This is a genomic window from Cyclobacterium qasimii M12-11B, from assembly GCF_000427295.1.
Lineage (GTDB): Bacteria > Bacteroidota > Bacteroidia > Cytophagales > Cyclobacteriaceae > Cyclobacterium > Cyclobacterium qasimii.
Genome location: NZ_ATNM01000198.1, coordinates 1 through 12,364 on the forward strand (window position 1 = coordinate 1; position 12,364 = coordinate 12,364).

12 protein-coding genes are annotated in these 12,364 nt (G+C 37.6%); 3 read left to right on the plus strand and 9 right to left on the minus strand.

The window, feature by feature from the left end; genetic code table 11:
• Window positions 1-91: 91 nt before the first annotated feature.
• A complete protein-coding gene (uxaC, locus tag ADICYQ_RS25020; RefSeq protein ID WP_020894056.1) occupies window positions 92-1,519 on the minus strand; it encodes a glucuronate isomerase in 1,428 nt (475 codons plus the stop codon).
• A gap of 238 nt (window positions 1,520-1,757) precedes the next feature.
• Between uxaC and ADICYQ_RS25025 the strand changes: the two genes are divergently transcribed.
• Entirely contained in the window at window positions 1,758-2,654 is an 897-nt protein-coding gene (locus ADICYQ_RS25025) for a sugar phosphate isomerase/epimerase family protein (RefSeq protein ID WP_020894057.1), read from the plus strand.
• Between the two features lie 97 nt (window positions 2,655-2,751).
• Here ADICYQ_RS25025 and ADICYQ_RS25030 read toward each other — a convergent pair whose 3' ends face one another.
• The 7 genes from ADICYQ_RS25030 to ADICYQ_RS25060 all read right to left on the minus strand — a co-directional run bounded on the left by ADICYQ_RS25030 (window position 2,752) and on the right by ADICYQ_RS25060 (window position 9,896).
• Complete coding sequence (locus ADICYQ_RS25030; protein WP_020894058.1) at window positions 2,752-4,137, minus strand: 3-keto-disaccharide hydrolase; 1,386 nt, start codon at window positions 4,135-4,137, stop codon at window positions 2,752-2,754.
• A 502-nt stretch (window positions 4,138-4,639) separates the two neighbouring features.
• The gene (locus tag ADICYQ_RS25035; RefSeq protein ID WP_020894060.1) at window positions 4,640-5,251 is read right to left on the minus strand and encodes a universal stress protein; all 612 of its coding nucleotides are present in this window, start codon (window positions 5,249-5,251) and stop codon (window positions 4,640-4,642) included.
• Window positions 5,252-5,307: 56 nt separating this feature from the next.
• The gene (locus ADICYQ_RS29455) at window positions 5,308-5,466 is read right to left on the minus strand and encodes a universal stress protein (protein WP_020894061.1); all 159 of its coding nucleotides are present in this window, start codon (window positions 5,464-5,466) and stop codon (window positions 5,308-5,310) included.
• Between the two features lie 170 nt (window positions 5,467-5,636).
• Complete coding sequence (locus ADICYQ_RS25040) at window positions 5,637-6,233, minus strand: 3-keto-disaccharide hydrolase (protein WP_040418162.1); 597 nt, start codon at window positions 6,231-6,233, stop codon at window positions 5,637-5,639.
• A 520-nt stretch (window positions 6,234-6,753) separates the two neighbouring features.
• Complete coding sequence (gene ppgK, locus ADICYQ_RS25050) at window positions 6,754-7,500, minus strand: polyphosphate--glucose phosphotransferase (protein ID WP_020894063.1); 747 nt, start codon at window positions 7,498-7,500, stop codon at window positions 6,754-6,756.
• Between the two features lie 281 nt (window positions 7,501-7,781).
• Window positions 7,782-8,795 carry a pirin family protein gene (locus tag ADICYQ_RS25055; RefSeq protein ID WP_020894064.1) on the minus strand — a complete coding sequence of 338 codons (1,014 nt, stop codon included), beginning with the start codon at window positions 8,793-8,795 and terminating at the stop codon, window positions 7,782-7,784.
• A 378-nt stretch (window positions 8,796-9,173) separates the two neighbouring features.
• Complete coding sequence (locus ADICYQ_RS25060) at window positions 9,174-9,896, minus strand: hypothetical protein (protein ID WP_020894065.1); 723 nt, start codon at window positions 9,894-9,896, stop codon at window positions 9,174-9,176.
• A 285-nt stretch (window positions 9,897-10,181) separates the two neighbouring features.
• On the opposite strand from ADICYQ_RS25060, the gene rfbA reads away from it, so the two are divergent.
• Together rfbA and ADICYQ_RS25070 are read left to right on the plus strand one after the other, a co-directional pair.
• Window positions 10,182-11,045, plus strand: a complete 864-nt coding sequence (gene rfbA / locus ADICYQ_RS25065; protein WP_020894066.1) for a glucose-1-phosphate thymidylyltransferase RfbA — start codon at window positions 10,182-10,184, stop codon at window positions 11,043-11,045.
• Window positions 11,046-11,204: 159 nt separating this feature from the next.
• Window positions 11,205-11,564, plus strand: a complete 360-nt coding sequence (locus ADICYQ_RS25070; protein WP_020894067.1) for a response regulator — start codon at window positions 11,205-11,207, stop codon at window positions 11,562-11,564.
• A 71-nt stretch (window positions 11,565-11,635) separates the two neighbouring features.
• Here the strand turns inward: ADICYQ_RS25070 and ADICYQ_RS25075 are convergent.
• On the minus strand, window positions 11,636-12,364 hold a 729-nt coding region (locus ADICYQ_RS25075; protein WP_040418160.1), incomplete at its 5' end, for a SulP family inorganic anion transporter.

The following is a 12,364-nucleotide window of genomic DNA, read 5'->3' on the forward strand; positions in this document are numbered from 1 at the left end:
TTTTTTTATAGCGTCCAGTTCATTTTCAATAAGATTACCAGACTAGCAAATGCAGTAGACTTAAAGCCTTGCTAAGCCCTCTAATTAGGGCCTAGTAAAAACCAAAGTAATTCCGAGCATTTCTATAGCAAATGTCTTCGACCATTTGACCCAACCATTCTTCATCAGCAGGTAGTTCACCATTGGCAACATCCTGCCCTATGAGGTTACATAAGATTCTTCTGAAGTACTCATGACGTGGGAAGGACAGGAAGCTTCTGCTATCCGTTAGCATCCCTACAAAGCAACTAAGAATGCCCATATTGGAAAGGGTGTTGATTTGCTTCTCCATGCCGTCTTTCTGATCAAGATACCACCATCCAGATCCAAACTGTACTTTTCCTTTTACAGAGCCATCATTAAAATTACCAACCATAGTAGCCATTACTTCATTGTCTGAAGGGTTCAGGTTATATAAAATGGTTTTGGACAATTGGTCGGTACTGTCAAGGTTGTTAAGGTACTTCGCAAGGGCAACACTTTGAGAGAAGTCTCCAATGGAATCAAATCCAGTATCAGGTCCTAATACTCTTAGCATTCTTTCGTTGGTATTCCTTAGCGCGCCCAGGTGGTATTGTTGGGTCCATCCTTTAGCGTGGTACATTTTACTTAAAGCTGTAAGGGTTTTGAATTTGAAAAACCTCACCTCGTCAGGTTGGATTTTGTCTCCCTTTTTGATAGTCGCAAACAATGCGTCTATGGAGTATTTGTCGTTGTCGAAAAAGTAAAGTTGCTCAAGTCCATGGTCAGAAAGCCTTCCTCCATTTTCATGAAAATAAGCGATGCGATTTTCTAATGAGGCCAGTAAATCATCGAATGTATTGATAGAAATCCCGCTTACATCTGTAAGCTGTTCCAGGTATTTTAGGTAGTCACCTGGATTTTCTACAGCATATGCTTTGTCTGGACGGAATGCCGGAAGAAGTTTGATCGAAAGGTTGTCCGCTTTGGCTTTTTGGTGGTACTCTAAGCTGTCAATAGGGTCGTCTGTGGTACAAACTACCTCTACGTTCATTTTTGAAAGCAGGCCTCGAGTACTGTATTCTTTTTGTTGAAGAAGCTTAGTGGTGTGCGCATAGATATCGGATGCGGTATTTTCATTCAGCAATTGATCCACACCAAAGTAACCCTTTAACTCCAAGTGAGTCCAGTGAAACAAAGGGTTTCTCATTGTCTGAGGAACAATTTTTGCCCAGCTTTCAAATTTTTCCTGGTCAGTTGATTCTCCTGTAATGTATTTTTCATTGACCCCAAGTGTTCTCATGGCACGCCATTTATAATGGTCACCATGCAGCCAGATCGAAGTCATATTGTCAAACTGACGGTCCTCGGCGATGTCTTTAGGCGAAAGGTGACAGTGGTAATCAATGATAGGCATTTTCTTTGCGTGATCATGATAAAGCCCTTTGGCAAAATCATTTTTTAGAAGAAAATCCTCAGTTAAGAAGGTGTTATTTGAAGGTTTTGCTGTGTTTTGCATTATCTATTCTTTTAATCTAATAGTAATATTAAAAATTTATTTTTGCTTATTCCAGATTTTTAAGTGATTTAGACAACCGATTGCATAAATTAAAATTGCTCTAATTTTCATGAGATTCCTATTTTGTTGTTTATATTAGTGTGAAAACGACATATTTTTCTAATTATGTCTAGATTAACGGTGATAATATTCGCTCAGAACGGATTTTTCCTTATAAATTGTCATTTACATAAACACCATGAACCATAAACCAAGAAGAGGTTTTTTAAAAAAAGGAATGGGATTGGCAGCGCTGCCACTTTTGGGTTTTGCGCCTATTTCAACGCCTTTGCAGCGTACAGAAAAAAACCTTAAGCTAAGTTTAAATGCCTTTTCTTTTAATGCGTCCCTGCGAGACAAAACCCTTTCATTGGAAGGGTTGTTTAAGTTTTGTGCTGAAAATGCGATTCCTGCCATTGATCTGACAGCCTATTATATCGCTTCTTATCCAGAAGTTCCGGAAGACAAGGTGCTTTTCGGGATCAAGAAGCAAGCACATCATTGGGGCTTGGACATTAGTGGAACCGGGGTGAGGAATGATTTTACTTTGCAGAATGAAGACCAAAGGAAGAAAGAGATAGCACTAGTGAAAAATTGGATAGTAGCGGCAGCCAAAATGGGCGCGCCAGTACTACGTGTTTTTGCAGGTAAGGCAAATGTGGAGGGCGCTGTATGGAAGGAGGTTGCTGATGGTGTAATTGCTGCTATGCAAGAGTGTGCAGCTTTTGGTGCTGAACATGGTGTGATCGTGGCCATGCAAAATCACAATGACTTTATAAAGTCTGCAGACCAGGTAAATTATATAATGGAAAATGTTAGGGAAGAATGGTTTGGCCTTGTATTGGATGTTGGAAGTTACTCTTTGAAAGATCCATATGAAGAAATCAGTAAAAATGTTCACCATGCTGTCAATTGGCAGATCAAAGAAAATGTAAATTACCTAGGTGATCAAAAACCCGTTGATTTGAAAACCTTGATGAAAATTATAAAAAGCAGTGACTATAATGGTTACCTACCCATAGAGACATTGGGGCCTGGTGATCCTTTTGAGAAGGTGAAGAGCTTCCTTAAAACAGTAAGGAAAGCCTTGGATTAAAAAATGCGGGATATCTGAATTCTGAACATTTCACATGAACGGCTGTAAAACAAAAAAGGTAAGCTGTTAAGCTTACCTTTTAGTCTTTATACTTTTTTTATTTTAATACTTTTAATTTGATGTTCTTATAAGAGACTTCATCACCGTGATCCTGAAGAAGGATATGGCCTTGCTCAGCTTCTCCGAAATTATCCCATTTCGCGTATTTGCTTTCTGCAACCAATGCCCTGAATTCGTCAGAACCTCTAGTGTATTCCACCACTTTTAGTCCATTGATATAATGTTCTACTCTATTGTCTGGATAAACGATCAGACGTCCTTTGTTCCATTCTCCCACTGGGCGAACAAATCGGTCTTGTTTGTCAGCTTTAATTAAGTCATACAAGGAAGAAAGGGTTCTGTTTCCGTCTTTTCCCATTTTTGCATCAGGATGCCTTTCATCATCAAGGATTTGGTATTCCAATCCTATAGCAGACCCAGAATTGTTTTCATTAAGGGTGACAAAGTATTTAACCCCACTGTTAGCACCTTCCGTGATTTTGAAATCAAAAGCCAGGTCAAATGCACTGTACTGCTCTTTGGTTACGATGTCGCCAGCATTGGCAGATTCTCTACCATCCTTCGCTTCGATTGTCAATACTCCGTCATTGATTGTCCAACCACCTTCAGGGAAATTTTCTGCTTTAGCACTTTTCCATCCTTCACTGGTTTTGCCGTCAAAAAGAAGTTTCCATCCTTTGTCTTCTTCGTAAGAAGTCAATACATTATCGATGGTACTTACCACAAATATGTCTTTTTCAAAAGGGGTAGGGGTAAGGTTTTCTGTTTGAATTCTAATATTTCTAAAATAGGTCTTTTTACCTGCGTTTTCTGGGTTTTTACCTATTCCGTGAACCTGAAGGGCAATAAAGCCAGTAGCGTCCATGTCATCTACAAGATAAGCAACCTCTTGGCCATTTACCCAGGTTTTAAGGTTGTTGCCAATGAATTCAATTCTATAGGTGTTAAATTCACCTAGTTTAAAAGCACTTCTTGCGTCAGGGTTATAGGTCAAAGGGTAAAGCCATCCTCGTCTGGCTTCATCATAAATACCACCTGACCATGCTCTTTCTTTTGGGTCACATTCTACTTGATAGCCAAATACTCTACCAGCGCCATCGTTTTTTTCAGGGTCATGCTGACCTCTGGCCATTACTCCTGAATTGCTTGTTTCGTCATCTACTCGGATATCCAGCTCTAAGATGAAGTCACCGTAGGTCTTTTCTGTAGCCAGGAAGGTATTAGGTGTGTTAGGAACAGAGGTGCCGACGATAACACCGTCTACTACTTCAAATTCAGCAGCTCCGTCCAGCTGACGCCAGCCGTCTAAAGTTTCTCCGTCAAATAAGTTAGTCCATCCGTCTTCAGTTTCTACAGCTGGTTTTGCACAAGATGCCAGGAAGAAAATAGACAAAGCAAAAAGACTTAAAATTTGTTTGTTCATGGTATGGGTTTTTTTTGTATAATATTTTAATATGATTCTATAGTCGTAAACTATTATAGGACCATAAAGATAAGCAATATCTCATAAAAATATAATTAATAGGCAATCGATTGCAAAGGTGAAAAAAACGGGTAAAAGACTTTTAACCAAATAGTAATTTGGTTGTAGATGGAAGATAGATAGCGGCAGGTAAATGTTCCTATTTCAAGATCCTGAATTATGGAACATTTACCTGTTAATCTATCTTCGAAATGTAACCCAATACTGTCTCAACCGAAGGGCTGGTGAAGCCTTCAAGAAGGGATGGTCATGAATAGGGTGCATTGTGTAAATAAATGCAATTACTTGATTAGGGCTTAACGGTTACGCTTTTCTTATTCCAAAGCCCGCTTGAAATTTGTAGAAGGCTAAAGCTTTTCAATTGCCTTTTGCTTACATGAATAAGTTAACGTGTTTTGTTCTTGTTAATTATTAAGTGTCAATCGTTCCTAATATTTACTCCTTATTCAAACTTAACACTCAGAATAGGGATGTCTGTTTTGTAAAGAAGCGTGTCTGTGACACCAATTTGATATGCTGTATTGGATTTCCTAAGATTGGAAGCGATGGCAATAATTCCAGCTTTTTCTTTTTCAGCAAAAGCAATGATGCCTTTTTCAACTTCCTCATGGTTGTAAATATGACGATGAATCAATAGTTCTTCCTGTCCATAAGCATATTCGGCCATGCGGGCTTCTGCCTTACCTGTGTCGATAAATTTCTCGGGGGTGTTGATAAATAAAAAATGTACTACAGTCCGTACATTTTTAATGAAGGGCTTTAACCTTACAAATGCAGGCTTACTGGCCTCATTAAATAGAGAGGCAAACACCAGTTTTTTCATGGCTCTGCCATCCACTATGTTTTTAACTGCCAAAACAGGACATGGAGCATTCCTGAAAACCTTTTGGGTGGTAGAGCCGATAAATTTCCCAGGTTCACGATTCTTGCCATAAGCACCAATGACTATTAAGTCTGCTTTTTGCTTAAAAGCCAAGTCTACGAGAACCTGGGAAGGCACACCAATTTCCACTACTGCCTCTACAGGTGTGTTTTTAATTTTGTGTGTAGCCACAAAGGCTTTTAATTTATCCTTTGCCTCTGCCTCCAGATCTAAAATTTCCTGGTTTTTTATTTTTCAGATGTGGATAAATTGTTCCAATCTAAATCAGATTGGATTACGTTGATGCAGGTAATGGTTGCATCACCTTTGCTTGCAACCTTGGCTGCACTGTAGAATGCATTCTCTGAATAAAGTGAAAAATCAATTGGAACAATGATTCGTTTCATGGCCAGTTTATTTTAAATTCTTAATACCTTGATTTACCTGCCAAATCATTGCAATAGCATTTTTAATTTGGCATTGACTCAAAATAAGCAAATTCTTAAACAACAATACATGATATTAATCACCTTAGCCTATGATATTTTTCGTGCTAGGGTAAGAAAGTTAATTGGTTTTATAGTTTTCCAACTTTGATGTTTTTAAAATCAATACTCATTTCATTGCTTGGGTGCAACTGGAGGCCTATTGGTCCTTTTTCAGGCATGTTTTCTGATTGATAAGTCACTACTTCCTGACCGTTTAGCCAAACCGTATAAATTTGACCTTCCACTTTAATCTTCATTGTGTTCCAGTCATTTAATTTCAATAGCTCCTTTACGCCACTTGCTTCTTTGGGGTAAGATTTGCCAGGGATATAAGGAGAGCCTGTCATGTCTCTTTTCAATGATCCAGAGATGCCAATTTGTATTTGGTCTTTATCAGTCCTTAAAAACACACCAGAATCAACAGTGCCTTTACCCATTAGGAAGTCCAATTCAACTATGAAATCACCGTATTCTTTATTTGTCCAAAGGGTTGAACCAGTCTTTGTTGGGTCATTTTCAGTGTGGATATTGCCGTCTTTTACTTCCCACCAAATATTGTCTTCAGGAGTTACCGTCCAGCCTTTTAATGTTTTCCCATTGAAGATTGATTTCATTTTCACCTTTTGGGCAAACCCTTGATTAACTATTAAAGCCATCATTAAAAGGCCAGGGAGTAAGAATTTCATTTTCATTGCGGTTTTATTTTGGTTTTAACTGATGTTATTTTGATCTCCTCCTTGCCAATATTTTTTAAGGGTGGAGGTCTAAATTTATGTAAACAATAATAATAAAAATTATTTAGAATAATTGCCCATTTAAATAAGAGGGGTAATAACTGTTTTTTTTGCAAAATCAATTTTAACCCAAACTAAATGACCTTAAAAAAAACAGGTCGTTCGGTCTGGCTAAAGTTTGACGGGATAGATGCAGGGGTTTATCTATAAGGATAAGAGTAAAATGTCTAGACCCAATTAATGAGTTTACAGCGACATTGAAAAATACAATTACCAAGGGGGTAGTTGTGACCTTTAAAGAAATGATCATAAAGATTATTCCTTTGTAATCTAAAAAAGTAGCGGAAGAAGAAGTAAGAAAGTGTTCCTCAAATGTGCGTTTGGGAACACCGAAGATTGTGATTTTGAAGGAATTCACTTATGGATAGCTTTTCTATTACATAAAATGAATTTCAAACCTCAATGAATTGTGCTATCCTTTATCTTTTAGATAGGCGGCAACTGCTGCTCCTATTATTCCAGCCTCATTTTTGTTTTCGGCAGCAATTACAGGAACATCTACGGTTATCTGGTCTTCAAATTTGTCCATTTTTTTGCTTGCTCCTCCACCAAGAATAAATAAGTCTGGAGAAATGATTCTTACGGTATGCTTAAGGAATTTATTGAACCGTTTACCCCATTCAATATAGGTAAGGTTCTCTTTTTGTCTAGCCGAATCAGCAGCGAAATATTCAATGATTTCGCCGTTTTTGTAATAAGTTCTTCCCAATTCAAAATTTGGAATGAGGATGCCATTATAAAACACGCCAGTTCCAAGGCCTGTTCCTATCGTTACGGTTACTACCAGGCCTTTTTTGTTCTTGCCAGCTCCAAAAGTCATTTCAGCTAAGCCAGCAGCATCAGCATCATTGATAACCGTGACAGGAAGACCTGTTTTCTCCGAAAACAATTGGTCGATCTGCACGCCAACCCAGCTTTTATGAATGTTGCTTTTGGTCATGCATTTCCCATTGTTTACCACAGTAGGGAAGCCACAACCAATCGGGCCAGTCCATTTAAAATGATCTACTATTTCCTGTATAGTATCGGCGACACTTTCGGGCTTCGTAGGTGTTGGTGTTGGGATTCTGAATCTCTCAGCGGTCAATTGACCAGTTTCTATATTTACTGGAGCACCTTTAATGCCTGAGCCTCCAATATCCAATCCTAAAATTTCCATTAAAACAACTTTTACCGCTTTATAATATGATGTTATCTGTATCGACTATTAAAGTTAGCTATAATTATATTGATAACATTCTTTTAAAGATCGAAAAATTCAAAAGATCTAACGCCTCAAATCCATTTACGGCATTCCTGTCTATGTGTGTAATCTCAAAATGAGGGTTGAAAATATCAGTTTTTAAGCAAACACGATAAAAAGTAGGACATTTAAATAGAAATCAAGCTGTTTTTATTTGGCAATAAAAACGGGTAGTTGATCAAACTACCCGTTTTTAATTATTTGTTTTCGATCTTTCCATCAGCATGAATGGCAAACCTTCCTTTGGATTTGTCATGAACATGCTCATGGCTGTCCCAAGGCCATCCACCAAATTGAGTTCTTTGAAACTCCCCAACAGCCTCTTGGATTTCCTGGTTGCTATTCATTACGAAAGGCCCATGTTGAACCACTTTTTCATTAATGGGCTTGCCTTGCAAATAGAGGAAATGAGCTTTTTTGTTGCCATTTTCTATAGTGTAAGATTCTTGATCACCCAACACTATGGCCTGACCATTTGCTACACTTTCTCCACCAATCTGTATTTCATCGCCTTCATAGAAAAACAAGGTTCTATTTACACCGGAAGTTACCTTTGGTAATTTAAATGTGGCATTTGCATCCGCTTTAATTAGCCAAATGGCTACCTCATTTAAAGGATCAGCTGCGTATGAATCAGGGGCAGGAGCCAAGGCTTCAGTATCACCAAATTTACCAGCAATAAGTTTGAAGGATGTTTCAAGGCCTTTTTCATCTTTCTTATTGATAATTGGAATCTGCTCCTGCCACATCATTTTAAAGTGGGCAGGCACATTCTTTTTTGATTTAGGTAAGTTGAGCCAAATCTGAAATAAAAGCACTTCGTTTTTGGTTTCCTCATTTAAGAGTGGAAACATTTCAGCATGCATTACTCCTCCTCCTGCAGTCATCCATTGGGCGTCCCCATTACCAAATCTTCCAGCGGCCCCTAATGAGTCGGAATGGTCTACCAATCCTTTTTCTGCTATGGACACTGTCTCAAAGCCTTTGTGGGGATGTGCAGGAAAACCTGGAACTTTACTTCCATGATACATGCTCCAGCCATCTTTACCAGAAAAATCCTGCCCTATATTTCTTTCCGAAAGAATTGTGTTAGGCCCCATTTCAGGGTTGCCTTCTGGGAAGATGTCATGGTGATAGGCACAAAATAAGAATGGGTCCTGAGTTGGCCATTGAGCACCTAAAGGTCGAATTGATTTTATAGATGATTTCATAATATATCTAAATTATGTGTATATACATGTAATAATCAATTTCAACAGAAATAAGTTCATTTAACAATGTTAAATGCTTCGTTTTGGTGTAAGGGGTTTAAAGGAGGAGAAGACGATTAACCCATTAGTAAGGTCCTCGGAATGAGGGCTTATAAAAGAATTATAGCATTGAGAGCAAGGGGCGTAAACCACAATTTTCCGACGTATGTTGAACTGAAAAATATTGGTTTAAAAATGTAGTAAAAAGGGGTGTTAATTACCTTGCAGTTGACTAAAAAAAATATAATTTATAGACAGTTAATAGGTAATATGTTTTACTTTCTAAAAGCAAATAGATAAACCATTCGATAGCTTTGGGTTGAAATAAAACGTGTGAACCTAATAGATTGATTTGAATGGGTTAAGGTACCTTCTTATTACGATCTGTCCAATCATAGGATGATCATTAAGTCTGTTATAACCTTCATTTCCATCTAGGTTATCTGAAAAAGTAAGCATCAATGTGCCTTCAAAAGCAATGTCCGTGTAAATGTCTAGACGATAGCTTAACCCGCCTTTCAGAGGGATATAGCCAGTGAGTTGAGTGTCTTTATGGTTGCTGGTTCCGTTAAAATCAATTTTTGTAGTCTGATTGGAATTCATGAGTAAGCCTATTCCTGCTCCGCCATAAACGTTTATTTTACTTCTTCGGGTATGGTTTTCTGAACTGAAAAGGTAAAAACTTGGAATTACATCAAGAAACAATAGGTTGTTCTTACTTGTGACAGCCTGGTCTCTGGCGATCCATGTCTGCACGATGGTTGGGCCATAATAACTAGCATCCTGGCTTTTGTACCTTTGGTATCCAATATTGGCCCTTACATCCCAGTGCTTGTGTATTTTTTTACCATAGGTAAATGATAAGCCAGGTCTTAATAAAAGAGTTAAATTCCTTACACCGCCGGCATTGTCGGCATAAATCGTCCCAAGTCCAACTCCTGCTTGCAAGAAGGAGTTTCTTGGAACTTTTTCTTTATAAAAGTTTTGCCCGTTGGCTGAGGTGATAAATAATCCTGTCGTCAATAAAACAACGAAAAAAGAGGTAATAAAGGAATTCTTCATACTTTAATTTAAAAATTGACTACCGGAAATGGCAATCAATTAAATCTTTAAACGCACAAAACTACCAATTCTTGCATAGAATTAGTCAAATTTGAGTAAATAAATTAAAATCCAGAAGTAAATCTGCCATTTATTAAGTAACTTGTTAAGTTTAATATTTGTTTGAAATAGAGATTATATAGTTTGAAATTAGTTTTTATGTGTTTTTTTTAGTGGGTTAGCACCAAAACCTTTTTTTTATTTTGTGTGTAATTTTGATAATAATAGCGATAAACAACAGTATTTATGAAAGGAATTATTTTAGCTGGTGGATCGGGCACTCGTCTCTATCCATTAACCATTGCAGTGAGTAAGCAATTGATGCCGGTTTATGACAAGCCGATGATTTATTACCCATTATCAGTGCTGATGATGGCTGGTATTAATGAAATTTTGATAATAACGACACCTGAGGACAATGAAGCCTTTAAAAAGCTTCTGGGAGATGGTAGTCAGATTGGTTGTAAATTTACCTTTGCCATTCAGCCAAGCCCAGATGGTCTTGCGCAAGCCTTTATTATCGGCGAAGAGTTTATAGGTAAGGATAAAGTTGCCCTAATCCTGGGTGACAATATCTTTTATGGAACAGGTCTGCACAAAACCCTAAAAGAACATACTGATCCAGATGGTGGTGTAGTTTTCGCCTACCATGTCAATGACCCTCAGCGATATGGTGTTGTTCAATTTGATGATGACAATAATGTTTTGAGTATAGAAGAGAAGCCAACAACTCCCAAATCTAATTTTGCGGTACCAGGGCTTTATTTTTATGACAATGAAGTTGTAGAAATTGCTAAAAACATTAAACCTAGCAGCAGGGGAGAGTTGGAGATAACAGATATTAATGTGGCCTATTTGAAAAAACAAAAGCTAAAAGTAGGCATATTAAACAGGGGGACAGCATGGCTGGATACGGGAACACATCAATCCTTGCTCCAGGCAGCACAATTTGTGGAAGTGATAGAAGAGAGGCAAGGGTTAAAAATAGGATGTATTGAGGAGATTGCCTATAGAAATGGTTTCATTGATGCGGAAGAACTTTTAAAAGCGGCGGAAAAATTAGGGAAAAGTGGATATGGAGTTTATTTGAGGGGTTTGCTAAATAAATAGTGTTCCATTTCAAACCCATTTTTAGTGGCTAAATGCAAAAAACAGTATTTGAATTACAGAATAAACGATAAAAAATCACCTCTATGTTTGGAGGTGATTTTTTTTTGATTAATTTTACACTGTGTTAAATGAGTTTTAGTATAGTATAAATGTATTTTGATGTTGGATATTGTGATAATAGATGATGATAGGGTAAGTACTTTTGTAACGGAACAATACATCAAAAAAAGTTTAACCGTTCCATATAAGATACATACATTCTCATCAGCCGTAGGTGTTTCAGATCTGGTTGCTAATATTAACCCTGAATATTTGTTTTTGGATTTAGTTATGCCTCAAATGACTGGATGGGACTTTTTAGAAGAAATTAAAGGAGCTGGTATAACTTCTGAAGTATATATATTAAGTGGGTCTTTGGAATTATCCGATGTCGAAAAGGCCAATAAAAATTCACTAGTTAAGAAATTTCTTCCTAAGCTATCAGTTAAGGAATGTATTCCTGAAATTTTCAGGAATTAAGGTTTTTTGTAGGGTTTAAGATTAATTATAATCACAAGCGCATAGGCTCTGAATTTTGTTCGGAGCCTATGTTATTTCGCCTTAAAATTACTTTGAAGCGCATAAGGCCCCAACCTCTGAAGGCTTTTGGCATCAATATTTTTTTCGTAAAAGGTACTCGCTGTATGCGTGTCTAAAAAAACATGGTCTTCACCTATTGATTCAATCAGATGCCATTTTACTAAAACATCCCTGACGGGGCCTTTGGCACCTATGATATAAAGGTCAATGTCATTGTTCCTCCATTCCTTAACCCAAGATTGTATTGTCATTACTCCTGTGCTGTCCAGGCTTGTTACACTTTCCATGTTTAGAAAGATCATTTTTATGGGAGTCGTTCTCTCTTTCCGCCATTGATTGATTTTATCATTAATATAATCCACATTGGCAAAATAAATGGGGCCATCTATTCTTACAATTAGAAGGTCATTGTTTATTTCAAGATTATTGAAGCGTTGGATATTTCTGAAATTATTGGTGCCTGGAACCCTGCCCAACTGGGCCATGTGAGGTCTTGAAGCCCTGTAAATTACCAGCATTAAAGAGAGTATCATTCCAGTAAGAATTCCAAGTACAATACCCATGGTTAGCGTCCCCAGGAAGGTAACCATAAACATATAGAAGTCCTTCCTGTCTTTGGTCCATAGCTCTAAAGGCCCTTTGAAATCCACAATACTCGAAACAGCCACAATGATCACGGCAGCTAAAATAGCATAAGGAAGATAATAAAAATAGGAGGTAAAAAACACCAAAGTAAGGAT

What these genes read in the sequence shown, in the direction of transcription:
- uxaC (WP_020894056.1), bottom strand. Translation starts at nt 1,519, where the DNA reads ATGCAAAACACAGCAAAACCTTCAAATAACACCTTCTTAACTGAGGAT.
- ADICYQ_RS25025 (WP_020894057.1), top strand. Translation starts at nt 1,758, where the DNA reads ATGAACCATAAACCAAGAAGAGGTTTTTTAAAAAAAGGAATGGGATTG.
- ADICYQ_RS25030 (WP_020894058.1), bottom strand. Translation starts at nt 4,137, where the DNA reads ATGAACAAACAAATTTTAAGTCTTTTTGCTTTGTCTATTTTCTTCCTG.
- ADICYQ_RS29455 (WP_020894061.1), bottom strand. Translation starts at nt 5,466, where the DNA reads ATGAAACGAATCATTGTTCCAATTGATTTTTCACTTTATTCAGAGAAT.
- ADICYQ_RS25040 (WP_040418162.1), bottom strand. Translation starts at nt 6,233, where the DNA reads ATGAAATTCTTACTCCCTGGCCTTTTAATGATGGCTTTAATAGTTAAT.
- ppgK (WP_020894063.1), bottom strand. Translation starts at nt 7,500, where the DNA reads ATGGAAATTTTAGGATTGGATATTGGAGGCTCAGGCATTAAAGGTGCT.
- ADICYQ_RS25055 (WP_020894064.1), bottom strand. Translation starts at nt 8,795, where the DNA reads ATGAAATCATCTATAAAATCAATTCGACCTTTAGGTGCTCAATGGCCA.
- ADICYQ_RS25060 (WP_020894065.1), bottom strand. Translation starts at nt 9,896, where the DNA reads ATGAAGAATTCCTTTATTACCTCTTTTTTCGTTGTTTTATTGACGACA.
- rfbA (WP_020894066.1), top strand. Translation starts at nt 10,182, where the DNA reads ATGAAAGGAATTATTTTAGCTGGTGGATCGGGCACTCGTCTCTATCCA.
- ADICYQ_RS25070 (WP_020894067.1), top strand. Translation starts at nt 11,205, where the DNA reads ATGTTGGATATTGTGATAATAGATGATGATAGGGTAAGTACTTTTGTA.